The sequence below is a fragment of the Cupriavidus sp. GW821-FHT07C08 genome (genome assembly GCF_059419025.1).
This window is the reverse complement of the sequence record NZ_JBWKQZ010000023.1, coordinates 25,534-47,422: the sequence shown is the minus strand read 5'-3', so window position 1 is coordinate 47,422 and position 21,889 is coordinate 25,534. Positions and strand designations below refer to the sequence as shown.

Annotated in this window: 28 protein-coding genes; all 28 read right to left on the bottom strand. The window is 57.9% G+C overall.

Translation table 11 applies throughout. From position 1 onward, the window contains the following. Nucleotides 1-142 precede the first annotated feature (142 nt). The 28 genes from pilV to AC07UK_RS25450 all read right to left on the bottom strand — a co-directional run bounded on the left by pilV (nucleotide 143) and on the right by AC07UK_RS25450 (nucleotide 21,873). On the bottom strand, nucleotides 143-1,507 hold the full coding sequence (pilV, locus tag AC07UK_RS25585) for a shufflon system plasmid conjugative transfer pilus tip adhesin PilV (protein ID WP_494686679.1): 1,365 nt from the start codon (nucleotides 1,505-1,507) through the stop codon (nucleotides 143-145). A gap of 68 nt (nucleotides 1,508-1,575) precedes the next feature. After that, nucleotides 1,576-2,547, bottom strand: coding sequence for an ATPase, T2SS/T4P/T4SS family (locus AC07UK_RS25580; RefSeq protein WP_494686680.1), 972 nt, complete (start codon nucleotides 2,545-2,547; stop codon nucleotides 1,576-1,578). Between the two features lie 15 nt (nucleotides 2,548-2,562). Continuing rightward, nucleotides 2,563-3,114 (bottom strand): type 4 pilus major pilin, encoded by a 552-nt coding sequence (locus tag AC07UK_RS25575; protein WP_494686681.1) that lies wholly within the window; start codon nucleotides 3,112-3,114, stop codon nucleotides 2,563-2,565. A 58-nt stretch (nucleotides 3,115-3,172) separates the two neighbouring features. Beyond that, nucleotides 3,173-4,291, bottom strand: a complete 1,119-nt coding sequence (locus tag AC07UK_RS25570) for a type II secretion system F family protein (protein ID WP_494686682.1) — start codon at nucleotides 4,289-4,291, stop codon at nucleotides 3,173-3,175. A 3-nt stretch (nucleotides 4,292-4,294) separates the two neighbouring features. Then, a complete protein-coding gene (locus tag AC07UK_RS25565) occupies nucleotides 4,295-5,812 on the bottom strand; it encodes a GspE/PulE family protein (protein WP_494686683.1) in 1,518 nt (505 codons plus the stop codon). 9 nt (nucleotides 5,813-5,821) lie between these two features. Next, nucleotides 5,822-6,310, bottom strand: coding sequence for a hypothetical protein (locus tag AC07UK_RS25560; RefSeq protein WP_494686684.1), 489 nt, complete (start codon nucleotides 6,308-6,310; stop codon nucleotides 5,822-5,824). Further along, the gene (gene pilO2, locus AC07UK_RS25555; RefSeq protein WP_494686685.1) at nucleotides 6,297-7,655 is read right to left on the bottom strand and encodes a type 4b pilus protein PilO2; all 1,359 of its coding nucleotides are present in this window, start codon (nucleotides 7,653-7,655) and stop codon (nucleotides 6,297-6,299) included. The genes AC07UK_RS25560 and pilO2 overlap by 14 nt, the downstream gene beginning before the upstream one ends. A gap of 50 nt (nucleotides 7,656-7,705) precedes the next feature. Beyond that, on the bottom strand, nucleotides 7,706-9,388 hold the full coding sequence (gene pilN, locus AC07UK_RS25550; protein ID WP_494686686.1) for a PilN family type IVB pilus formation outer membrane protein: 1,683 nt from the start codon (nucleotides 9,386-9,388) through the stop codon (nucleotides 7,706-7,708). Between the two features lies 1 nt (nucleotide 9,389). After that, the gene (locus AC07UK_RS25545; RefSeq protein ID WP_494686687.1) at nucleotides 9,390-9,785 is read right to left on the bottom strand and encodes a TcpQ domain-containing protein; all 396 of its coding nucleotides are present in this window, start codon (nucleotides 9,783-9,785) and stop codon (nucleotides 9,390-9,392) included. A gap of 243 nt (nucleotides 9,786-10,028) precedes the next feature. After that, nucleotides 10,029-11,252 carry a replication initiation protein gene (locus AC07UK_RS25540; protein ID WP_494686688.1) on the bottom strand — a complete coding sequence of 408 codons (1,224 nt, stop codon included), beginning with the start codon at nucleotides 11,250-11,252 and terminating at the stop codon, nucleotides 10,029-10,031. Nucleotides 11,253-11,458: 206 nt separating this feature from the next. Next, complete coding sequence (locus AC07UK_RS25535; protein ID WP_494686689.1) at nucleotides 11,459-11,713, bottom strand: hypothetical protein; 255 nt, start codon at nucleotides 11,711-11,713, stop codon at nucleotides 11,459-11,461. A 663-nt stretch (nucleotides 11,714-12,376) separates the two neighbouring features. Beyond that, on the bottom strand, nucleotides 12,377-13,189 hold the full coding sequence (locus tag AC07UK_RS25530) for a carbon-nitrogen hydrolase family protein (RefSeq protein ID WP_494686690.1): 813 nt from the start codon (nucleotides 13,187-13,189) through the stop codon (nucleotides 12,377-12,379). Nucleotides 13,190-13,551: 362 nt separating this feature from the next. Further along, nucleotides 13,552-13,830 (bottom strand): hypothetical protein, encoded by a 279-nt coding sequence (locus tag AC07UK_RS25525; RefSeq protein ID WP_494686691.1) that lies wholly within the window; start codon nucleotides 13,828-13,830, stop codon nucleotides 13,552-13,554. A 28-nt stretch (nucleotides 13,831-13,858) separates the two neighbouring features. Then, complete coding sequence (locus tag AC07UK_RS25520; RefSeq protein ID WP_494686692.1) at nucleotides 13,859-14,749, bottom strand: hypothetical protein; 891 nt, start codon at nucleotides 14,747-14,749, stop codon at nucleotides 13,859-13,861. Between the two features lie 18 nt (nucleotides 14,750-14,767). After that, complete coding sequence (locus AC07UK_RS25515) at nucleotides 14,768-15,406, bottom strand: DUF6753 family protein (RefSeq protein WP_494686693.1); 639 nt, start codon at nucleotides 15,404-15,406, stop codon at nucleotides 14,768-14,770. An 11-nt stretch (nucleotides 15,407-15,417) separates the two neighbouring features. After that, nucleotides 15,418-16,098: a nucleotide-binding protein gene (locus AC07UK_RS25510; RefSeq protein WP_494686694.1), complete on the bottom strand. Its 681-nt coding sequence runs from the start codon at nucleotides 16,096-16,098 to the stop codon at nucleotides 15,418-15,420. A gap of 614 nt (nucleotides 16,099-16,712) precedes the next feature. Then, nucleotides 16,713-17,474, bottom strand: a complete 762-nt coding sequence (locus tag AC07UK_RS25505) for a hypothetical protein (RefSeq protein WP_494686695.1) — start codon at nucleotides 17,472-17,474, stop codon at nucleotides 16,713-16,715. Nucleotides 17,475-17,526: 52 nt separating this feature from the next. Beyond that, the gene (locus AC07UK_RS25500) at nucleotides 17,527-17,730 is read right to left on the bottom strand and encodes a DUF3717 domain-containing protein (RefSeq protein WP_494686696.1); all 204 of its coding nucleotides are present in this window, start codon (nucleotides 17,728-17,730) and stop codon (nucleotides 17,527-17,529) included. A gap of 40 nt (nucleotides 17,731-17,770) precedes the next feature. Beyond that, on the bottom strand, nucleotides 17,771-18,157 hold the full coding sequence (locus tag AC07UK_RS25495) for a hypothetical protein (protein ID WP_494686697.1): 387 nt from the start codon (nucleotides 18,155-18,157) through the stop codon (nucleotides 17,771-17,773). 52 nt (nucleotides 18,158-18,209) lie between these two features. Beyond that, nucleotides 18,210-18,683: a thermonuclease family protein gene (locus AC07UK_RS25490; protein ID WP_494686698.1), complete on the bottom strand. Its 474-nt coding sequence runs from the start codon at nucleotides 18,681-18,683 to the stop codon at nucleotides 18,210-18,212. A 58-nt stretch (nucleotides 18,684-18,741) separates the two neighbouring features. Further along, the gene (locus AC07UK_RS25485; protein WP_494686699.1) at nucleotides 18,742-18,969 is read right to left on the bottom strand and encodes a hypothetical protein; all 228 of its coding nucleotides are present in this window, start codon (nucleotides 18,967-18,969) and stop codon (nucleotides 18,742-18,744) included. 95 nt (nucleotides 18,970-19,064) lie between these two features. After that, nucleotides 19,065-19,424: a hypothetical protein gene (locus AC07UK_RS25480; RefSeq protein WP_494686700.1), complete on the bottom strand. Its 360-nt coding sequence runs from the start codon at nucleotides 19,422-19,424 to the stop codon at nucleotides 19,065-19,067. A gap of 75 nt (nucleotides 19,425-19,499) precedes the next feature. Then, a complete protein-coding gene (locus AC07UK_RS25475; protein ID WP_494686701.1) occupies nucleotides 19,500-19,742 on the bottom strand; it encodes a hypothetical protein in 243 nt (80 codons plus the stop codon). A gap of 270 nt (nucleotides 19,743-20,012) precedes the next feature. Further along, entirely contained in the window at nucleotides 20,013-20,249 is a 237-nt protein-coding gene (locus AC07UK_RS25470) for a hypothetical protein (protein ID WP_494686702.1), read from the bottom strand. A gap of 17 nt (nucleotides 20,250-20,266) precedes the next feature. Next, on the bottom strand, nucleotides 20,267-20,650 hold the full coding sequence (locus tag AC07UK_RS25465; RefSeq protein WP_494686703.1) for a hypothetical protein: 384 nt from the start codon (nucleotides 20,648-20,650) through the stop codon (nucleotides 20,267-20,269). Between the two features lie 119 nt (nucleotides 20,651-20,769). After that, nucleotides 20,770-21,021 carry a hypothetical protein gene (locus AC07UK_RS25460; RefSeq protein WP_494686704.1) on the bottom strand — a complete coding sequence of 84 codons (252 nt, stop codon included), beginning with the start codon at nucleotides 21,019-21,021 and terminating at the stop codon, nucleotides 20,770-20,772. A 22-nt stretch (nucleotides 21,022-21,043) separates the two neighbouring features. Beyond that, a complete protein-coding gene (locus tag AC07UK_RS25455; RefSeq protein ID WP_494686705.1) occupies nucleotides 21,044-21,373 on the bottom strand; it encodes a hypothetical protein in 330 nt (109 codons plus the stop codon). Beyond that, nucleotides 21,370-21,873, bottom strand: coding sequence for a SprT-like domain-containing protein (locus AC07UK_RS25450; RefSeq protein ID WP_494686706.1), 504 nt, complete (start codon nucleotides 21,871-21,873; stop codon nucleotides 21,370-21,372). Before AC07UK_RS25450 ends, AC07UK_RS25455 begins: the two co-directional genes overlap by 4 nt. Nucleotides 21,874-21,889 lie beyond the last annotated feature (16 nt).

Here is a 21,889-nt window from a genome sequence, read left to right as displayed (position 1 = left end):
AGTAGAAACGACATATTGGGCCACTGCGGAGGCGTGACGATCTATCGAACGATCAAGAGGCCGCGACTTTACCTCACCAGCGGGGCCGCGCGCTCTCCTTGACAACGTTAACGGACGTCGGTGTGTTGTTTTTTACCCCACCTTAGTAGGTGCAGCTCGCAAACGCCTGGAAGCAGGAATTCGTTCCTGATCCGTTCAGCACCCACTGATTACCTGCGGCATCAGGGTAAGAGGCATCCGGAGCATGGCTGAAGCTACTTCCGTTGAACCACGTCAACACATAGCCGCCTGATACTAGGCGTGAGCCAGCCGGGCAAACTGCGCTCGTAGGTGCCCAACTACACGTCGCCCCCCCGTCAACCCGGAACGGGGTAATACTGCCGCCCGATCGTTTCCAAACACCAGATTGGCAAAAAAGTGGCATCCCGTTTCCGTCGCGCCCTTGCAGCCCGTTCGGGCTACAGCCCCCCCCTTCCGGCGCCCACCCATCGATCTGCAGATACTCGCCAGTACGCAATCGCCCCGCCGAGTTCATCCAGCCCCATGCGGAAATATATGCTGAGTTCACATTGCCATCGGCTTGAAGTGTGCCCGACGTCCAGATGTTCTTGCCGTTATAGGCGCGAATCCAGCTGGGGTCGCTCATATACCAGCCACCGCCCCACTTCTCCCAATACAAGCCCGCGTCATTTCGCGCTCGAAACCACCCGTTCACATAGCTTTCGTTGGTCTGGGTCGTGTTCGCGTAGATGTCCTTGGCCGACTTGATATCCGCCGCATTGCCGTTCACATCCTGGACATAGAACCCCCCTCCCACCTGTGAGCGCACCGCCGTATTTTGTGCGTCACCATAAAAGAACGTGTTTCCAACTCGCACCGAGTTGCCGGCCGGCAGGGCAACCGATTGCGCAGTAACCGCCCCCGCGTTGTCGATCCTGTTCCCGTTCATGTCAATGGCGGTCTCCATCCGGTTGTACTCCGGGCGACCTGCAACTGCCTGCCGATGCAGGTACGCCCCCGAGTCGACCGCCATGCCATCCTGAAAGAACACTGCCAATGCCAATTTGCCAGCACCGGGCGACCCGCCGTAGCTCGCCATAGGGTACGACCATCCCCCGAATGATCCTGTAGCAGTGTTGGGACTGAGCGCGCTGATATACCCTCCTTGTCCACCGACAAGCTGGCCGATCTGACGGAGGCTCTTGTCACTGATGGCCTCACCGCCAGTTGTCACAATCAAGGTCTCCAGCCGGTTGCCAGCGACCTTGTTCACGCGAATCGAGTATGACTGCTGGTATGCGTTCGTCGGCACGAATCCCGTAGGCAAGTAGGAGGCAATAGCCGAGACGTCATAAGCAACATATGGATTCGCCGCCGCCTGGATCGCTGTCAGGTTGTCACCCATCCATTTCTGCGTTGCGTCGACAACCGTTTGCGCGTTACTGGCAGCAGATGAGTTCACCTTGCGATCCGCATCCTCATTCAGCCAATAGCTCAAGAAGCTCATACTCGAGATCAAGACCAGTACTCCGATCACCACCTCGAATGAAATGAACCCCCCGCTCCTCCGATTTCTCATACCTTCACTCCTTGCGCTTGCATCGCCTGCTGCATTTCGAATGCGACCTTGTTTGCCTGGTCAACCACATCCTGATCCAGCATCGCGAACTTGCCATCGCGGATCTTCGCGGTGACAGCGTGGATACCTCGGACACGTAGCACCTTGGTCTCTAAGCGTGTAGCGCTCCTCTGGTCCTGCGACCGGCGGCGGATTGTTTGCCAAACCACCGCCGCCAGGCCGTCTGCAATCAAATTGGCGGCCCGCGGAGACTCCCCCGAGCACAGTGAGTGGAAGCGCTGCACCGCGTTTCCCGGAGAGTCAGCATGGATGGTAGACAGCACCGTATGGCCGTTGATACTTGCTCTCGCGACCTCCAGTGCTGTCTTCTCATCGCGGATCTCCCCAACAAGAAACAAGCCCGCACCACTTCGCAGCGCCTTCTTGAGGAACGCCTGATATCCGCCACGCTTCTCGGTTGCCCACATCTGTATGCAGCGGCCTCTTCCTCGTTCCCCGTGGAGTGGGGTTTCGCAGGGGTCCTCGATTGCCACCCCCATTCCCCCGTACCGGGCAAGTCTTTCTGCAAAAAGGGTGGAAGCCGTTGAAGTCTTCCCCGTCGCCATCTCACCTGCTATCAGGATCAGCCCGCGCAGATCCTCTGAAAGCAGAAACTCCAGAATGCTTGGGGCCAGGGGCAACGATGTCGCAGGGCGAATGCTCGCTGACGAGCGACGCAGTACGAACGTAACTTCCTCGGTCAGATCCTCCATGACCGTAACGCGAAACATGGTGCCCTCTACATTCAACGAGAACTCCTCTTCCCCGTATCGCCCGTACTTTTCCGCGCATTCGTTGCGAAGCTGCTGCACATCGGCAAGCAAGGGCGCAGGCACGGCGCTGCGCCCCGGTTTGCCGTTGATACCAGTGACCTCGGAAAACCCCTTCCCGATGTACAGATCGACGAACTCGATCTTATGAATGCGCATGCTGCCCCTGACTCGTCAGGTCGCGATCGCGAAGGTGATAGTGACGTTACCGGCCGCGCAGGCAGTTCCGGCAGTCTGTGAGGTCACTTCACCCGCGGTTGCCGAACCGCTGCCGATCTTCGTCGTTGCAAAGAGACCGCTCTTTGATAGCTTCGTAGCAGCCTTCACGCAGAGGGCAGTGCTCATCCCGCTGGAAGAGATGCTGAAGCCCGGCCCAGTGCTCGTCACGCCGTAGACCCCCCCTACAGAGTTCTGCAGGACACCACCTACCACAGCAATGTTCTTCGGCACGCCACCGATCGCGATAAGAGTTGCGGTCAGATCGCTACCACTGGTGCCATACCCAGACGAGGACTTCAGCGCCTTCGTGGACGTTACCATTGCCTGGATATTGCTAATCTCCTCGTTGGCTTCGGAGTTACCCGTCAGCATGTCCATCTTCGACGCGCCCAGGGCCATCAACCCGATGACAATGATAAGAACCACGATAGCTTCGACCGAGAGGAATCCGCGTTGCGCTTCCTTGCCGGCCACCAATTTCTGACGTTGGAAAAAACTGTACTTCATCGCTACCTCCACTATGGATGACTTAACAATAATAAAAGCCAATACTACTACAAAAAAACTATCGATCGATGACGGAGATCGACGCATCTTCCATCCCGCTCGCGCCGGCCAGCACCAGTAGAATCAGCGCGCCGTTCAGAATGATCCCGCAAGCGAGCATGACCTTTGCCATGCGCTGAAGCTTCGTGATGCTTTCATCGAGCCATTCCTTGCCGAACTGCTCGATGTTTTCTTCCGCCCCCTTCTGCGACGTAATGGCCCGAAGAAAATAAACCGCGCGCCGGTCCGGGAAGTCATAGCCTGCGTCCGCCAAGGCATCGCCCAGGGTCTTGCCGTTATTGACGCCAAAGAGCGCCGCTTCCAGCCTCTCGCGCAACCATGGGTTAGCCTTGTCGGCGGCATCGCTCAGGATCTTGGAAAGCTTTACGCCGGCGCTCATCTGCACGCCCACGTTCAAGAAGAACGTGCTTCCGTACATCATCCGATAAAAAGACCATGGCGGAAGCTTATCTAAGTAGTACCGGATGTTCCCTCGAAGAACTGGAAGGGAAAGAACGATCGCAACGACGATTGCTGCACCTACGCTGAGACTGACGACGCCATAACTAGACACGAAATGCGCGAGTTCCTTTAGCACATAGGCCGGCCCCTCGATTGTTTCCGCCGTCCTTCCGCGCAGCAACTTTGGCACCAGCTCAACGGATACCTTGTTGAGTATGTAGCCGCACTGAAGCAACAGGATCGACGGATAGAGCGTCGCGCTCATCACTGCCTTTGTCGCAAGGCCCTTCGACTGAATAATGCGGATCAGCCGATCGAATGCGCCGATCATGTCGCCAGACGTGTTCCCTGCATCCAACAACGAGCACTCATCGTCAGGGAGCCATCGACGCATGGCGTCGCCCAAAGTCTTCCCGGTATTCACCTGCAGAAGACAATCGCTCGCAACCATCGCGACGATGTTCCGTCGCTTCGTGCCGTCCTCGCTATAGGCGCGATAGATCTCCGACAGAGCGACGGGCATCTGCACATTGCCATTGAGCATCAGCTTCAGTGTGCGAAAGAAGTCAGTCTTATCCTTCTCTCGAAATTGGCCGCGCAGCCACCAGGTACTGAACTGATACCAAGCCTCACGCGGGCTCGCCAGAAACTCCAGAGTGTTTGCAAGTACGCTCATGGTTTAACCAAGGGTGATTTCGTCATAGTCCAAGGTACAGACTTGTTGCTCGGCAAATAGCGGATCAACGTCGCCCGCATTCACCTTGCGGATCAGGTGCATGCATTTGGAGATGCCATTCATCTCTCGGACCCATGCGGCACGGGCCGCAGAACTGCCGCCGTCCCGGTAGATATTCATGAGCCTCTGTGTGGGCGCAACTGCCTCAGCGACCACGCGGCGCCCTTTATACCCCCTTCCGCCGCAAACCTTGCATCCCGGATTGCGCCCCCTGACATACACGGTGTCGGGGTTGCACAGGCGCTCCACACGCTCCTGCAGATCCGGCGCTAGGGTATGGCGCGCCAACTTGTATTGACGGCGGCAGCCAGGACAATTGATGGGAACGAGGGATTGGTTGATGAGGCCAGTTACGATTGAAGCGTCCGTTACGAGCGCAGGGCTCGCGCCGAGGTCAATGAGGCGGTCAAGGGTCTGCCAAGCATGGTTGGCATGGTTCGTCGTCCACACACCGTGGCCGGTCATGGCCGCGCGAAATGCAGCGACAGCAGAATCCAGATCCCGGACCTCACCAATCACAATCGCGTCCGGGTCCAGGCGCAGAAGTTCAGCAATCGCATTAGCCCAGGCGCGGGCAACCGACGCAGGATCGTCCGAGTCGCACATCAAAGGGGTCTGAACAGCACCGTCCATCCTATACTCGGGGGGATGCTCGACGGTAAGGATGTTGATCCTGTGGCCCGTGTACTCCAGCAGCATCTGCACTAGGACCTCGAGCGTGGTGGACTTGCCCGCGCCCGTCGGGCCGCTGAAGATATTCACGCCGAATGGATTGCGCGTCATCCGCGTAATGATATCGACCTGCTCCGATAAATACCCCAGATCGGAAAGCGTACGCTTGGTCCCCTTCTTTAGCAGGCGCAGTACAACCAGGTTTCCGTCATCTGTCGGCCTCGTGCCGATACGCGCGCCCGTGAGCCCTAGTTCGCGCAGGTACTCAGACTTCAGGCGACCGTTCTGCGAACGATTCTCGTAGTATTGCTCTTCCGCGACGTCACACATGGAGCCGTACATGGCCCGGCAAATGGCGCGACCATCCTGTCGATTGAATTCGCGCACCGGCTCGAAGAAGCCGTCCACTCGAGCAAAAACCAGCGTCCGCGCTTCCTCGTTGCGGAAATGGATGTCGCTCGCATCTCGCTGGTTGGACTCCACGATGATGGACATCACCTGTTCCTGCCGATGGGTCAGATCCTCCCTATCGACGGATACCCCGCGTGCGTAGAGCGCCTGCACTTGCTCGACACTGGCCACCGACTTCGTGAATTTCACGCCGTTGCGACGAAGCAGTTCCATGTAGGCCAGCACCGCAGGATCGGTGGAATACGACCCTACGACCCAGAGAACATGGTCTTCGGTTAGGCACACCTTGTCGCGATGATCTTCGGACACGCTGAGCTTTCCAGAGGCGGAAAGCACAGCGGGTAGCAAGGCTCCGTTGCCAATGTCGTTGGCGCCCATGGCCGTGCCTCAGCGAGTGAGAGAGGGGACATAAGGGGCGGGAAAGCCCGGCGATGCGCCCTGCCCGGCTTGCTGCCCGTTCTTCGGCGGACTTTGCGGAACGATGGAAGACATTCCAACCGTGTAGCGGTCTCGGCCCCGTGCAATATCCACAGTCCTGGCCTTGATATCGATCTTCTCGACGCGATACCCCCCAGGGAGCTTGGTGCCCTCGCGCGCCTCCACTTTGACGTTCCCCGCGAAGATCAACTCGGCGGTGGCGGGCTCATCGTTGATCTTGTCGATCCTGCGCACATTCGGAAGCGCGCCACTATCGCCCATGCCACCAGCCATGGATGCAAGGTTTTGCCGAGCTTCTTCCAGCTTGGCCTGTGCTTTCACCAAGAGCATCTGCCCATGGACTTCCCCGAGCTGATCCTCGGATGGAACGTTCGCGGCATAGGCCGTGGTGATACCGAGCGCGCACATGATGCCGACTGTCCAATTAAAGATTCGCATACAGATCCCCCTTTACGATCCATTCGATGCTTGCTTCGGTCTGATTGACCACGGCTTTGATACTGGTGATGCGCAATCCGGGCACATCTCTAAGATTATCGATGTGTCTCAATGGCTGAAGTCCCGTCTTGAACTCGAAGGTAAATTCGCGCCATGTGGGTGCGGGTGGTGGAGCCACCGGCTCCGTGACTTGGCCTGGAAGAGGCTGGGGAACACTTGGCACCTTTACCTCCCTCGCCGTCATGCTGAAATCCTTTGCGACCGTGTCACCCCAGCGCTGCACTTCAGAGGCGATACGCAAGCGCGCCTCGGTGGCGTCCATCAACGACTCATCGCCCGCTGGCGGAACACTCAGATCACGAATGACCGTGGCCTTCGTTGGAACATCCTCGATGCCGACTCTCGCGCCATCAACCGCGGCGAGGCGTTGAAACTCGGAAACAGTCAAGCCCTCATCGAATCGCTCATACGTCACAGTCCTTTCCTTCCCACTGCACTCGGACGAAGTTTCGATCCAGCCGACAATGCTGAGCGGCGTATGCTTTCGGCTCATCTCCTGGCATGCCGCAGCGAACGCTGCCGGCGACGGCATATGCGCCCATGGGTGCTCGAGAGCCTGCGCAGGCTGGCTCTTCTTGGCCTGCTCTTCGAGCAGCTTCAAGGCACGCTCCCGAAGTTCCGCCTGTCTCTTCAACTCTTGCAATCTCAACTGTTCGCGATGCTCGCTCCACTTTCCATAACCGTAGACGCCGGCACCGACAAGAAGGAGGAGTATCGCCATAACCCCCATTTCCTTCCGGGTCATGCCAAACGTCAGCTGCTTGAGCTTGTGTTCGGGCCGCAAACGCTTCGCGTTGAGCACTTCTGCAAGATCACACTCCTTCAACGCCAGGTTGAAGGAACGCGGCGCATACACGTTATCTCCGAAGTCGAGCAGCGCAACACCGTGCTCCATCACGGACTTCGCCTCATCAAAGCCGGTCACGGTTCGGTCGTAGCCGGGCACAATCGTGCCGTCATGGACAGCAACGATCGCGTACCGGTCTTCCCCCACCTCGAAGACGCCAATCCACTTGTCACCAAGCACGCCTGCGAGCGCCGACGCAAGGCTGTACATTCCCTTCAGCGCACCGCGGTTCTTGCTGACAAATCCCGCTTGGATGCGCGTTGTACTGCGGCGGATAGCAACGATGTCCCAATCATGCTTCTTCCCCAGTTCGCGGGCTTCCGCCATGTAGGCGCGCGCGCGGGAGAGCGGCGACCAAAATAGTCCCGTGACGAATTTCCGACCGTTGATCGAGATGATCGCCGTCTCCCCTCCAGCTGCCGGCGACGGGTCAACCACGGCCTTTGATAGCGGAAGGCTTGGCCGCTTGCGTGCAAGCCTTGGCAGTCTCATTGCAGCACCATGGGCGTAATGAGCACGATCAGCTTGGTGCGGCGTTTGGTCGCGTTGATGCCGCCACCCAGAAGCCAGTTCTTCGGGGTGAGAGTCCCTGACTGAGTTGCATTGGTATCTTCATCATCAAAGCCCGACAACATTAGCGTCTCCCCTGGATTCAGGCGAACCTTTTGCGACATGTTGATCGGCAGATTCAGTTCCGGGACCTCCGCAAATGCATCGCCCTTGCTGACGGTGCGGATGTTAAGCAGCGAGGAAAGGTTGATGCTGAACTGCACCAGCATCCTGTTGTCCTCCAGCACATAGGGCGTCAGCGACATGTTCAAACCGGTTGTCACCATGCCAGTCTGCAGCGTAGTGGTAGAGCCCACCTGAGCAGTGTTCGTCGTGGTAGCGCCAGGTACAAAGCCGGTTTGGCGAGCCGTCTGAACGGAAACCGTTTGTAGATTGAGGGTGGTCGCGGACGGCGCACGCTTCAAACCAACGTTGCCTTGTTCTGACAGCGCTTTGACAATGGCGTCGGTCCCGGACCATGGGCTACCCGAGTTCTTCAGGATGGAGAATGTCCCGGTCACAGCATTTGCCGGTGCCGTGAAGCTGCTAGCAAGCGCGAAGCCGTACTTTTGGCTTAGCGATTGATAGAGCGCACTGAAGCTCAGACCGAGTGCATCTGTGTCGTTGATCTCCACTGAAACCAGATCGACATTGAAGACAACCTGCTTCTCCAGCTGCGCATTCAGCGGCGTCAGATATCTGTCCATCCGCGCGAGCACGTCCTCGTTGTCAGTGACAGTGATCGTGCCAGTTGACGGCGAACCCACCACCACGCCCTTTGCAGACCTCATTCCGGTGACGGTGGCGATGATGTCGCGCCACAGCTCCATCTTGAGGGTAACGGTCGTGGTCTGTTGGGAGCCAGTAGCGCCGCCAATGCCGCCGGAGGCTGAGCCACCAGCTCCTCCGCCTGTGGAGCCAGCACCCGACGAAGTTGTGCCGCTCACCATCGTAGTCCCGCTCACCACGTCGGCCTTGAATGCAGTGTCCGAATTGAAGGCATGCACGTGGAAGACGCGCGTGTCCACGTTGTAGATCTTCACCTTACCGTCTTCTTCCTTCCAGGAGACACCCCAGCGCGAAGTAGCGGTATCCAGAAGCCCAGGCAGTTCGCCCGAATAGTTCAGATCGATCATGCCGACCTGGCCTGCAACTGTCGTTGCTTGCTGAGCACCAATGACCGGTGGTGCCATCGACGCTGGTGCTCCACCCTGAATAGCGGGCACGACCGCTCCGGTGTCAGCGGCTAGTGGATTCTGGACGGCCGCGATTGCATCGGGTGTCACACGAACATTGACCTTGCATTTGCGGGTGATCGTCTGTGCAAACTCAAGCATGCTGATCGGCGCCACCGTCTCGATCGAAATCCGGCAACGAAGCAATGGGGAGTTTGCCGGAACTGCTGTCTTCTGTAGAACCGGCTCAAGACTTATGAACTGTTCCTGCAGGTAGCGCACGGTTTCGCGCTTCCGAAGAGTCGCCCCAGTCTTCACGGCATCCATTTTTGCCTGTGCTTCCGCCTCTTGCTGCCGGAGTTGCCGCGTGATCGCGGAATGATTGTCTAGTGTCGTACACCCAGCAATAAACATTGCATTGAATGCCAGGAATGCTAGTTGACGCATGTCAGTTCTCCCCTGCGGAAACGTAAATGACCCGCTGTGTTGTCTGGATATCGACATAGAGGGGGATGCGGGCCTTTTCATATCGCCTAATCCAATCGGCCGCCGCCTTATCGAAGCTGCCCTCAAACGTGACGGGCGCTTCGATCTTGTAGTCAACCGTGTCAGTGCCCTTCTTGGCATCCCAGATAAGAACCCATTTCGCGCGTTGAGCCCACTGCTGCAAGGAGGCATGCACCGTGCTCCCTTGTTCTCCCCGCCAGATCTCCACTGGAACCACAACCGGCTTAACCGGTGTGTCAGGTACTACAACCGCTGGCTTGATCCCCTCATCTTCCACCACCAAGCCGGCGGTTGCGGAAAGCGGAACAAGGGCCAGAGCGACTAGTGCATGCTTCATAGGTGCCCTCACAAGGTTTGGCTTCAAAGTGTTATGTCTATAGAATGATATTAAAATATCATAGAGAGTGGAAAAATTCCAGCCACGTCCGCTCTTCTTCGGTCTCTTTCCAACGTTGGAAATTTGGGACGCGATCGACGCGTCTAGCTTGGATTGCAGTATGGGCACGCTGGTCATCCTCTCGCATGTATTGCGTTCACGAACCCGGTCCGGTACCGCCACATGCCGAAAACCGCTAGCGACTTAAGCTGCCTGCGGCACCTGCTTGCCGATAGTCGCACGGAGCCAGGTCGTGAATGCCGTGCGCTCCAGAACATCCTTGAACGTGGCAGTTTCTTCCACGTAGGTCTTTGCGCTGCCGCCCTCCGCAATAAACGCTGAGGCCAGTTCACGTTTCTCCTCAATCGAAAGGGATCGGATTGCACCCGAAATTGCTTGGGCTCGCTTTTCCTTGATTTGCACCTCCGCCGCGGCCTTCGCGTCTGATTGACTGTGAGCCTCATACTGGCGATTTGCCGAAAGCTCCGAGGCCTCAGGCAGCGCCAGGCTATTACCATTCTCGAAAACGGTTCGGGCGTATCCACCAGGATTGCCCTTGATCTGCTTACGGCGCGCCTTGTCCTCGACGTACTCTGCAGTCTGCTTCGCACGTTCTGGCTCTTGCTGAATCCAGCTGATCGCCAAGCGATCGCCAATACCCAACTTGACCAAGCGCTTGAATGTCTCCGATTCACGGATCTGAGCCTGTTCGTCCTCGCCGCCGTTGTCGTACATGGAGCGCTGAGGGTTCTCTTTCACGAGAAACCTGATCTGAGTGACCTTCCGCCCTTCTTTCCCGTACTCTGGTGTGACGAGGATATTCGAGACCGTGTTGACTTCCTTGACGGACTTCTTGATCACCTCGCTCGAAAAGTGCTTGAACTCGTCATAGGTACTGGCCTCCGCGCCCAGCAGTCGTCGCCAGGTCGCGACCGAAATCCACCCAGTGGAGCCTGTCCGCTTGAAGCGTAGACAGTTCTCGTAAAGGGCCAACGCATAGCCGCCGCTGAACTGCTTCTGGACGTTGATGTTGATAAGGGTATAGATCTCGGGGTTAGCCAGCTTCTTAGCAAGCCAATCGCTGTACTCGTATGAGCAGACGCCGCTGCGAATGCCGGCGTAGCCAATGAGCGGCGATGCATTCCAATCTGACTCGCCATCTTGCAGTAGGTCGAATGACACTGGCGTCGACATCACGTTCAGCAATGCCTTCTTTAGCGCGTCAGTGTTCTTACTGTCGAAGCCAAGCATCGTGCTCAGAATCCCGACTGGGATTCGATGCGTCTTCTTCGTCAGGAGATCATCGTAGGCGTTGAGCAACAACACATTCACGATTTTTCGTTCTAGAAGGGACAACTCTCCGCTAACGTGAATAGTTGCGACATGCTTCTTTAGCTCGCTTGCTGTCTGCAGCTGGTTAGATTTCATTTTGAGCCTTTGAAATAGTCGGGGTCATTGTAGGTGCAAAAGGTCATGCTATCAAGACATCGACCATGACCTTTAGCGATTCCCATCGGTACATCTCATGCCCGAGGGATGACGATCAGGCCAATGCCAGCAGGGCTACCACCGCGCAGGTTCATATCTCGCCGTTCGGCTTTGCCAAGGTCATGGTTTTTGGGGTTAAGGGTCTATCAAGAACCCACCACCAACGGGTTGTTGTTGTTTAAATAAACACCGTATACAGCGTATACGTCACTGAAAGCCTTGCCTGGCGGGGCTTTCAAGGAAGTTCGGTCATCCTCTATGGGGTAAGCGGTCAGGCTATGTGGGGAGATTTCTTCATTAAGGTCTGGCTCCATGGGGAAAGGTAGGGCTTTCTGGGGAAACTCATGTGTTTTTGTAGAAATAAGATATAAATCATTGATTTCAGAAGGAATTTTTCCCATTGAGGCTGTGGGTAACTCTGCACTTGGTCATGGTATGTGGGGAGGAGAGGTCATGCTGAATGGGGCACCGGAATGGGCAATGACGCAGGGAGACTGTCGCTCATCTCCTAGGATCAGATTAGAGGCAAGTGAGTGGATACTCTTGTGCTTCCCCATGTTTCATGCGGAATCGATGTTGAGAGGCCAAAAAGTCATGGCCTATGGGGGGAGGTTTGCGGACGGTGCTGCAGATCAACCGAAACGCAAAGGTCATGGTCTATGGGGCGCAATCTGCGAAGCCAGGCAGCCTTCTTGCCGTTCCTGTATAGGCAAGAAGGTGTTTAGGCCATGGTTTGTGGGGCACGTGTGTGTCTAGACCGTTCCCTCAGCTCCCCAACCTTCAACCGGACCAGCGCTGGCTACGGCGGATGCGAGCCGCATGAGCCCTGATTTGCCGGGCGAGCCAGGTCCCTAGGTGGTTTCCGCGGCCATTTCGCGGAGAACCCTATGTCGTTCTTCGTGGCCACCGTCGCTTCGACATTCCGCGCGTTCACATCGCCTGCGCCCCACAAACCATGACCTTTGGGATTCCTCCCCCATAAACCATGACCATAGGGGCTAGCCGGCTGCTTGCATGGCCGGCCCAGGACCCACAAAGTACGACCTTTGATTCGTAGGCTGCAGTCACCTGTTTTCGGCATAGGTGATTGGCACATTGAACAATCTGCCCCACACGGCTACAGACTGCTGTTGTATGGCTGGGATACTCGTGCCTTCTGCCCACCACGAATTCGATGCACCCACTAGGACTGCCGGACGATCCCAGAACGTTCGAATGGCGGGAAAGACGAGAAGCTGCTCGTAACAAATTAGTGCACCAACATTCAGATTTCCGACACGCATCGTTCCTTTTGCGAACCAGGGAGCCTTGGCAGTGAAATCCGCCCATGGTCGCCACATACCGATAGGTACGGGCACGCGGTCGATGTACGCACTGCCGGCAGAATAGCCAACAGGGAACAGCCCATTTTCGTAGACGCTGGTGCCAAACGCCGTTCGGCGGGCGCCCACCAATACAGTCTGGCCACGTTCAACAAGTTGATGATGTACTTGATCCCACCACGCTTCGTTGAGTGCCCAGTCCCCTCCAACCAATTCGGGCAAAACCAATAGGGTCCCAGCTGGAGACTCTGCCGATGCGGCAAGGACAATTTCCTGCAGACGACGGATTTGACCGTAGTCGTCTCCATTGGAAACGCCGCGGCCAAGGCGAGTATCTATTCCTTCAGCCAATGAGGGAGAGGCTGGGGTGAAGAGGAAATTTGCCGCCACGCTGAGCACGAAGGCAATTCCAAGCAGAATGCGAACCCGCGTGAGGACGGCCGCAAACGCTAGAGCGATAAGCGTGAGGACTAAACCGTACCATCCCCAGCCGGGATAAAGCGCACCGGCCGAAGTGATCGGATTTGCCCAGCCCACAATGCCGATTGGCGGCATCGCCAGAAGTAGACATGCGCAGCTTGCCCCCCTCCAGCGTCGCCGAGGTGTCCAGCACATGCCCCACACCCCAGCCATCAATGCTGACGGCGCCAGCCAAATTGTGAGCCCAAGCAGCCAATCCGGAGCCTGGCCACGCTCCGTAAAGAATGTGGCTGCGCCGGGCAACAGGCCGCGAGCCGCCACTAGGTAGTAGACGAGCGCAGTGCAAAAGGCCGCGCGCTTAGAGCTAGAAAATGCCCAGGCTTGCACAAAGAGGGGCAGGGTGCACATGGCCGCTACGCTGCCATTCCAGCCGATCCACCCAATAACGCCTGCAGCAATGCAGGCCAGCCCGAGGCGTACGCGATCGTCATCGACGACTACCGATCGAACGGAATGGAGCGGTCGAGCGCCAAGGATGCCAGCCTTGTGAATTCGCGTTGGGCGGATCGAAACTCGCGCCAAAATGGGGAGGAATCCGGAACGTCGTTGGTATCGCATAGTTCGAAGAGCCGCTCCAATAGCTGACAGAGGTGCCGCAACTGCATCGCGATGGCGGCAGAGGAGGGGGTGTTTGCTGCTTCCGCTGCGTCGATTGCCATGCTCGCGCGGCGATAGAGGGCGACACATTTAGCCGCGGCTTCGATGTGGTCGCCCATGTCGTTCTTTCTGACGTTGGAATTTTCCCTAAGCGGCGGCGGTAGGAACGATGCTGATTTTCAGTCCGAACCCGTGCGCTTTCAGGGCCGCTACGAGAGGTTCTGCTGCGATACTGCCGTCCGCCAGGCATTGCCCAAGATGGCTTTCTGCGAAGTGGAGGAGGGCGCTGAACAGGGGCGATACAACGTCAGAAGAGGGGGCTTGTTGGCCTTGGGCTAGAAGCCTCTGGTTTTCTGCCTCGAGCTGATCGCAACGAGTTTGAACCTGCTTCGTCAGGGCCAGCTGAGACTGGAGTCGCTCCTCGAGCGCGGCCACCTTGATCTCAGCAGCGGCCCGTTCCTCGATTGCTTGGGTCACGCTGGCAAGGCCCACGGCCCCATCGTCGTCACCGCCCGGAGGCATCAGCTCATGCGGATCGGACGGAAGAGGACTGTTGGCGATGGTATCGGGAACGTCGATGAAGTTACTCTCCTGCCTGCGCGGGGTGGGGCGCTGTTGAGGGATCGACTCGACCGGCGCGCGCGCCGCGGCAGAAGGCGCACTTTCCGGCGCGCGGGGCGATTCGGCCGGCGGCGCGTTTAGCACCTGGACATTCACGAGCTGGCGCAAGCACTCGCGCTCAAGGTCGACATCCTTGCCGAATAGCTGGCACGTTTTCCACCCCAGCATGGACGCGATATTGTTCGCGTTGTGCATGTTGTCGGGCGACGTGCCGTAGATCGAGATCTTGCGGCCTTCAGCGTCTACGCGCAGGGAGCCGTCGCCTTCGCGCTCAATTTCTGTGAGGTGCCAAAGCTCGGGATCGTTTGCGTCCGGCTCGTACGAGTACACGGCCATCGTGCTGGGCACCTGATGGTCGGACGCTCCAACGTCGACGGCGACAATAGTCGCGATCGCGTCATCGGGGATCAAATTCATATGCAAGGCTCCTGTTGACTAGTTAATACGCCACCCGTAGGACTTCTTGGTCTGCGGGTCAAAGGGGATGCAGTAGGTGGCCGCCCCGTCTTTATGGATTTGGTACGGCGCAGAACAGTCGAGCATGGCCTTCACCTGGTTCATTTGCGAGAACCGGCGCGCTGCACTGCCGTCGGAAGACTGTGCCCACGAAGCGGCTACAGAGGACGTCTGCGCGCCAAAGGCATAGCCGATGTACCCGGCGGCGAACAGCAGTAGAAATGCGATAACGAGGCTCGCAAGCGCACCGAAAAGGAATCCCTTGCGAGCTTGAATTGCCGCCAGGGCGCTGCCCGTCTTCTCAGCTTCCTTCAGGACCTTGGCCGTGGTCTCGCGGACCGACTCAACGATGTTTGCTTTCACGGCCCGCTCTACTGCACCTGCCGTTGCTTCCAGGGCGAGCTTATGATCGGCAATTGTCTTGCTGGCCTGCTCCGTGATGAGATTCGGGATGTCGCGGTACAGGATCTCGTAGTGCCCGAACGCAACCAGCATGGACCAAACGGAATCGTGGTCGGAGAACCCGCAGATCTCTTTGACTTTGTAGAACTTCGCAATCTCCTCAGTCGTTGGCTCGCGGCCAATCACGACTGCGAGAGCGTTCTCAAGTTGGCTCAATTCACTCTCCGTTAGAGTACGTCTGCAAAGGATTCGCAGGCATCGGCATACCAGTGCGCGACCGCGATCTTCGCCATAGCAAAATTCGAAGGCGATTCAGTTCTCTGTGTGGAGAACGAACCGAAGGACATTCCTGATTCCCTGGCCACGCTCATGATCCGAGGATTGAGGGCGGGGAAAAGAATGGTTTGGTCGGCGTATGCATCACCGTAGGCAGCATCAAAGTGAGAGAAGCTGCCCGCGGCACCGAAGTGAAGATTCTTGATGGGGTACAGGCTCTGCATGACAAAGCCCAGTTCAGACAGAAGGTGCAGGCCATCCGGCAGCGTGTTCATGACAAAGAGCACCTTGACCGTGAAGCCATGCGCCTCGGCAACAATGCGAAAGCGGTCTAGGAAGCCAATCGCCCTCTCGGAGATGCCGTCGGGGAGGTTTGTGACCAGGTGGCCGACAAGGCGGTGCGCCCCGATAAAGTCCGCGTATTCGCGCCACCCGCCGTCCTCATCAAGGCGCATCTGGCTGACGTGCAGGGAGTCCTCGAATGCGCGCGCAACGTCAGGAGTGCGGCCGTCGCCATCAATGACGATGACCGGGACGGGTCGTGCCCTCAGCCAGCCGGCAAGCGCCTTGGCGACCGCCGATTTGCCGACGCCGCCCTTGTTGCCTGCCACGAGCCACACAACCCGATCCACGATTTCGCCCTCCTTAGCGTGTTACTAACATAAATATAGTATCACGTAAGGCGGGCGAAACCTGTTGCATCAGAGCAATGATCGCGGCGCGGACGATTCGGCGCCTCTTCTCATAGCGGCTTGCGTCCGACGGAAGCACGTATTGGAGATGCCTGCGAAGCAATCCCACCAGCTCCGCCAGCGCTGCCACTGTTGCTTCCTCTTCCGATTGGCGAGCATCAGTCGCGGTCAGGGGCGAACTAACTCCGGAGAAGCCGCCCGTGACGAGCGTGTACTCCGTCGCGTACGCCCATTGGTTGGGGCCAATCTGGAGCACATAGGCTGCAGCATGATCCCGCCCACTTGTGCTCCGGTACATAAACTGACTGGCATGGCGTTCGTCATACACGCCATGCTGGTTAGGGGCGGGAAATATGGTGTGTCCCTGGTCCGCCTCGGATATACAGGCTCCGGCGTCAAGGCTATTGGGATCATTGGCTAACACACGAAGTTTTCCTACTTTTCGGCCCCAGTAGCCGATGTGCGGTCCGACTAGGGAGTAATGGACAACGGGTTCGCCTCGGCGGAACTTGAACCTGGCCATTTCTCCCCCTTTTTTTCCAACGTCAGAAACGTTACAGGCCCAGCTTGTGGCGAATGGAGTTCAGGGTCGTGTGGTTCGTACTGACCCAGTGCACCAATTCCATGTTCTCGCTGGCGGTGAAGTTGTGAACGCTGTCGCGGTGCTGGCCAACCGGTTGGATGGCCAGCGAGAACGGCATGATGGCGTCGTTGTCGGCGTAGAGCTTATCGACGGTGCGCTCGTGAAGCTCCGGTAGCTTCAGCGTGATCCCACCTGCGGTTTCGAACGCTGTCCGCGCCGAACTGCTGTCCCAACGCGTGAATTTCTCCGCAGGGCCGAAGTACAGATTCTTGACGACGTATCGGCCGGCCAGGTCACCGCCCAAGGTCTTTTCAGCTTCGGAAAGCAGGTTGACGCTGTCTGGGAGGCGATTGATGACCCAGAACAGATGCATTGGACGTTCCAGCAGACGAATCGTGTTGACGAAGGTCGCGCCTTCCTTGTTGAGTTCTTCGCCAATCCCGGCTGGCATGGAGATGACGATTACACGGCTGGTGTGCTCGGACATGAAGTCTGTCAGGTCCATCCAGCCGTCGTGGGTCCGCAGGTTCAGCTGGGCTACCGGCGCGGTGGACTTGAACATCCGCGCCACATCAGGGTTGCGGGTGTCGCCGTCGACCAAGGCGAAGTCAATGCCTGTAGCGCGCAGCCAGTCGCAGATGACGCTGCATTGGACGGACTTACCTACCCCACCTTTGTCGCCGTGGCAGATGATGACGGGCATGCCGCCCTGTTTCTTGGATTCCTTAGCCATTCTGGTACTCCGTTTATAGATAAAAATAAAGTATTAAAGGGGAAAAGAAAGGTCAAGCGTGTTGCCAACGGGCAAGTGCGGCTTTGGCCTTTTCGTCAAGGTCGGCTACGTCGATTTCTTCCAGGTGGAAGTAGTTCATCTTGGCCCATACATCAGCGAGCGCGCGCACGTCGGGGGGAAGGGTGCAGCCGTCAGTACCTTCCGCATTCCGGCAGCGATTGATCGAGGTTTCGATCGTAGTCCGTGAGATCTTCATGGTTCGTGATCCTCCGGGTTCAGTGCTGTAACTGGGAGGCTCAGAGCCCCGGCTTGGCATCCATTTTAGCTCCGAAGGGGGACGAAATCGCAGCGTTGAATTCGTCCGCGGCTTCCTGACGTGCGGCCAGGGTAAATTTCTCAGCGGACGCCGGGTCGTTCCTGATCTTTTCTTGGATAATCCGCAGCTCTTCCAAAGACTTCTCCGTAACCTCCGAGCGGTGCTGACGCCAGTCCGCGACGAAGGTCGACACTGTCTTGCTATTGATGGCCTCGAGGCTGGCAAGGATCTGCCGTTGCTCTTGGTCCAACTTCGCCTGCTGCTCGGCGCGATGCATTTCAAGCTTCGCGTCGCCATCGCGCCCGAGGCCGTTGGAGATGATGGCTGCAACGCAGATCGCAACCAGACCAAAGAAGAGAAATCGCATGAGACCTGCTCCTTTCGATTGAAAAGTTCCTGAAGTGGGGATTCCTACGCTACTACCGGCTGTCCCGCCGATACTCCCAAGGGGGAACCGGCTGCTTGTCTTGCCACAAGCCGCGCGCTGCGGCCCTGGCCGAACTCTCTGCGGCAAGATATGTGGAGTCTGTTGTGTACCGGCGATAGACCCACGCCATGCCGCGTTCGATTTGAGCGCGGTTGATGTCGTGCCCGCCTACCGCGATGCGGCAGATTGTTCGACCGTACTTATCCGATCCCATGGCCTCTACATCGACCTGCTTTCGATAGATGAGATCGGAGAGGCTCTGCTTTGAGCGGTCCCCATACGGTTGCGATTTCTCCGGCGCGTCGATGCCGTACAGCCTGCATCGAGTCTGCTGATGCGATGACGATAATGCGATGATTGTGTCCCCGTCCAAGATGGCGACGACATCCGCGGGGAACGAGTAGACCGGGGCGGCCCAAGAGGCGATGAGGAAAGCCAGGAGGCTACCTCGCGCAACGTGCAGCATGCTTTCTATCCTTTCTTTGGGGGGTACAAGGGGCAACCGAGCCCCTTCGCTGTCTGATTCAACCGCCGTGGAGGCGTTCGAACTCGATGTATTCCCTGAGAATTGCCAATCGTTCCTCTACGGTGGCCGTTGGCCAGTTGTCTCCGTGAGGGCCAGAGAAGAAGATGCCGGCGGCGTCCCCCGTGTCAATCTTTGCGGCGGCTTGAAGCGGATACAACGCTTCATCGAGATCCGGCTCTATCGCAGCCGTGTTCAACATCTTCTTGGTGACGGCGCTCAGTCGCATTACGTTTCTCCTGCCTGACACTCAAGCCTTTGTTATAGCGTTTATATAAACGCTAGGAAAGAGAAGATTGCTTCGGCGGTATCGGACCGGCTTGCTCAGGCCAGATGCGGCGGGTTGTTCAGATCCTGGTTCAGGAACTCGTTGCGGCGCGCGACGGCCGACAGGGCTTCGGCACGAGCAATGCCGCCCTCCACGAAGTGCTCGACCAACGCGTCATCGCTGGATGCCTCGTCATTGCTCAGAACGGCCTCAGCCCATTGGCGTTGCTGGTCGTCCATGGTAGTCACCTGGGTGGCGGTGGTGAACGTGCCGCCCTTGGCAACGGCCTCGGCTTTCAGCTTGACGATGGCGGCCACGGCCACGGCCAAGCCTTCGGGGTCGTCCTTGTACGAGCCATCGTTGATGCTGTTCTCGATCTGCGTCCACTCGTCGCACTGCGGGCAGAGGCCGGCCATCGCCTGGCCGGTGTTGCGGGTGAGGCGGGTGCAAATCCACCAGCGCCGGAGGGGTGGAAAGCATTCTCGTATCCATCAGGTGGCGGCATCGAGATCGTAGGCGCTCGCGAGCTTCGCATTGATGGCCTCGAACTGGGGGATGCCGAAGTCGGCTTCGGTCAGCGGCATGCCTGCCTCGACCGCGTCGCGCATGGCCTTGCGCTTCGCTTCCAGGGCTAGGCGCATTGCTTCGAGCAGCGTTTCCAGCTCGCCGTCCGTCAGCGCGGCGCGCAGGGCGTTCAGGCGGCCATCGGTCTTCACTCGTTCAATCGCGGTCATCGTGCTTCCTTAGTGCGTGGAGACTGCCCGCGTTGCGGGCGGGTGGTGGTTAGGCGCGCTGGCCATTGAGCCATGCGACACGTTGTGCGGCTGCCTCACGGTCGCTGTGGTCGGAGTCTGCGTGCCACCTACCGGAAGGGTCATAGAAGCCAACGGTGAACAGACCGGGCTCGCTCATAACGTAGACGTACACTTTCATCCCCCTTGCGTGTTGCGTTGGTCAGGTGCCCGCCCGGACGGCAGGCTTTGGTTAGGCAGATGGCGAAATGGTTAGAGGATCTCTACCCGGCCGGTCTTTTTCAGAAATGGAAACGCGGCGCGGGCGATGGTGCCGCTGATCGGAGCATCTTCACCGTGTGCCGTGAAGGCGACAACTTCGACCGTCTTCCATTCAATTTCGGTTGCGCTGACCTTGGTGACTTCGGCCTGAACAATCCACGTGACCTTGCCCGTGCCGCCCTTGCGTTCTTGCGTGGTCGTAACCTTGATGAGTTGGCCGATTTGCATTTCGTTACCCCTCCGGATCAATGGGAAGTCAGCTTGCGAGCCACGGCAGCGGCGGCGGCGTACTTCCCGCCGTCCAGCGTTTCCCAGGTGTAGCCGTCCGTAAGGTAGTGCAGCGCGTCATGATCGCCGTCTACTGCGGTCGGCCATGCCTCCAACAGAATGCCGGCGCGGGTGCCGTTTTCGAAAAGAAAGACATCGCCGTCGCGCAGGGATTCGCTGGTCTGCGTCCAGTCGTAAAGGCAACCTTCGTCGGCGGCCGGCACCTCCACCACGCGGATGCCGTCCACCACGCGGGCGGCGATGGCGCTGCGAAATTTCGGTTCGTCGCGCCAGTAAGCGGCGGATGCGATGGCGTCGATGACTTGGCCGACGCGGATGGACTGGATGACGGTAGCTTGCATGGTTGCCTTTCCTCTATGCGTTCAAACCGATATGTACTGTAAACTCGCTATGGAATAATTATATATCGTTTATATAAACGATAGCAAGCTTGCTTTCCCATGCGGAAGTAATTTTTCCCTCAGGTGTCGTCGCTGCTGCTCGGGGAGGCCAGTGATCCAAGCAAACGGGTATGCGCGTCATGAATTGCACGACGAATGACGTCGGCTTTGCTGCTGCCATACCCTGCTTCGATCAGCGCCCGGAGCTGCTCAATGCGTTCGCCATCTAGGTCAATGACCGTGCGCTGTCCTTTGCTCGACGCTAGTCGATCCAGGTGAGCGCTTTGGCGCTTAGTGCTCGTTTTGTCGTAAGGATTCTTCTTTCCTGTCATTCCAGTTTCCTTGCCGCGTCTGTCAGGCGGCCGGCATGAATTCGGTGTGGCAAACGTTGCAGGTGGCAAGAATACCCTTCTTGCCCCAGATGTTGGTCAAGCAACGGCACGTGTACTTGGTTCGGGTTGGCGCAGCGGCCTCACCACTAGCATCCAGGCGCACAGATAGCTTAGTCAGCAGGTCTGCTGAAAGTGGCAGGCTGGCGGCGGTCAAAGCTTCGCTCGCACCATCGCCCACGCCTGTTGCTTCCTCTGCTTGCGCTGTCGCTTGGGCAACGATGGCGACCGGGGGAAAACGATCCATCCAGGCGATGGTGAAGCCATCGGCCAACAGGTCGTCCACGACGTTCAAGAACTTGCCGCCGGGGATCGGATGTCCGACATGCACTCGCCGGTCGTCTTTCCACCTGGCTTCCCAGTGGCCGACGTCTGCAGACCGATGCGGCCCATGATTACGGCAAATTCACGATTGTGATAGCCCCGCCGCCCCGGCTTCCCAAAATGCGCCTGGAACTGATGCGCCTGTTCATGCGCCAAGGTTTGCAAAGACTCCAAGAGCGGTGTGACGGCAAAATGATTCGGATTCAGCGCAATCTCGTCCGCGAATTCTCCAGTGCGGCTCACCCAGCGTCGCCGCGAATAGTAGCCGTACGAGTTTCGCCGTTCGCGCTGCAGTGTGATTAGACAGCCAGGCAGCTTCCCATCGAATAGGCGCTCATTGAAGACGTCATAGGCGCGCTCGAGCGGGCCATACATTTCAGGCGTTGCAGCGATTCGCAGCTGGCCCGTGTAGAGCGTCTCGGGCTCCATAGTTTGGATTGCACAATCCAAATCGTGATCAAAGGCAGGCATGGTCCTTTTTTCCTTT

Coding starts and splice junctions, on each gene's coding strand:
- AC07UK_RS25490 (WP_494686698.1), bottom strand. CDS start 18,683: ATGCTGCACGTTGCGCGAGGTAGCCTCCTGGCTTTCCTCATCGCCTCT.
- AC07UK_RS25540 (WP_494686688.1), bottom strand. CDS start 11,252: ATGAAATCTAACCAGCTGCAGACAGCAAGCGAGCTAAAGAAGCATGTC.
- AC07UK_RS25495 (WP_494686697.1), bottom strand. CDS start 18,157: ATGCGATTTCTCTTCTTTGGTCTGGTTGCGATCTGCGTTGCAGCCATC.
- AC07UK_RS25480 (WP_494686700.1), bottom strand. CDS start 19,424: ATGGCCGGCCTCTGCCCGCAGTGCGACGAGTGGACGCAGATCGAGAAC.
- AC07UK_RS25460 (WP_494686704.1), bottom strand. CDS start 21,021: ATGACAGGAAAGAAGAATCCTTACGACAAAACGAGCACTAAGCGCCAA.
- AC07UK_RS25530 (WP_494686690.1), bottom strand. CDS start 13,189: ATGCCGCCAATCGGCATTGTGGGCTGGGCAAATCCGATCACTTCGGCC.
- AC07UK_RS25580 (WP_494686680.1), bottom strand. CDS start 2,547: ATGCGCATTCATAAGATCGAGTTCGTCGATCTGTACATCGGGAAGGGG.
- AC07UK_RS25475 (WP_494686701.1), bottom strand. CDS start 19,742: ATGACCGCGATTGAACGAGTGAAGACCGATGGCCGCCTGAACGCCCTG.
- AC07UK_RS25560 (WP_494686684.1), bottom strand. CDS start 6,310: ATGCGAATCTTTAATTGGACAGTCGGCATCATGTGCGCGCTCGGTATC.
- AC07UK_RS25505 (WP_494686695.1), bottom strand. CDS start 17,474: ATGGCTAAGGAATCCAAGAAACAGGGCGGCATGCCCGTCATCATCTGC.
- AC07UK_RS25465 (WP_494686703.1), bottom strand. CDS start 20,650: ATGCAAGCTACCGTCATCCAGTCCATCCGCGTCGGCCAAGTCATCGAC.
- AC07UK_RS25470 (WP_494686702.1), bottom strand. CDS start 20,249: ATGCAAATCGGCCAACTCATCAAGGTTACGACCACGCAAGAACGCAAG.
- AC07UK_RS25500 (WP_494686696.1), bottom strand. CDS start 17,730: ATGAAGATCTCACGGACTACGATCGAAACCTCGATCAATCGCTGCCGG.
- pilN (WP_494686686.1), bottom strand. CDS start 9,388: ATGCGTCAACTAGCATTCCTGGCATTCAATGCAATGTTTATTGCTGGG.
- AC07UK_RS25450 (WP_494686706.1), bottom strand. CDS start 21,873: ATGCCTGCCTTTGATCACGATTTGGATTGTGCAATCCAAACTATGGAG.
- pilV (WP_494686679.1), bottom strand. CDS start 1,507: ATGAGCTTCTTGAGCTATTGGCTGAATGAGGATGCGGATCGCAAGGTG.
- AC07UK_RS25545 (WP_494686687.1), bottom strand. CDS start 9,785: ATGAAGCATGCACTAGTCGCTCTGGCCCTTGTTCCGCTTTCCGCAACC.
- AC07UK_RS25575 (WP_494686681.1), bottom strand. CDS start 3,114: ATGAAGTACAGTTTTTTCCAACGTCAGAAATTGGTGGCCGGCAAGGAA.
- AC07UK_RS25485 (WP_494686699.1), bottom strand. CDS start 18,969: ATGCGACTGAGCGCCGTCACCAAGAAGATGTTGAACACGGCTGCGATA.
- AC07UK_RS25520 (WP_494686692.1), bottom strand. CDS start 14,749: ATGAATTTGATCCCCGATGACGCGATCGCGACTATTGTCGCCGTCGAC.
- AC07UK_RS25565 (WP_494686683.1), bottom strand. CDS start 5,812: ATGGGCGCCAACGACATTGGCAACGGAGCCTTGCTACCCGCTGTGCTT.
- AC07UK_RS25570 (WP_494686682.1), bottom strand. CDS start 4,291: ATGAGCGTACTTGCAAACACTCTGGAGTTTCTGGCGAGCCCGCGTGAG.
- AC07UK_RS25535 (WP_494686689.1), bottom strand. CDS start 11,713: ATGGGAAAAATTCCTTCTGAAATCAATGATTTATATCTTATTTCTACA.
- AC07UK_RS25525 (WP_494686691.1), bottom strand. CDS start 13,830: ATGGGCGACCACATCGAAGCCGCGGCTAAATGTGTCGCCCTCTATCGC.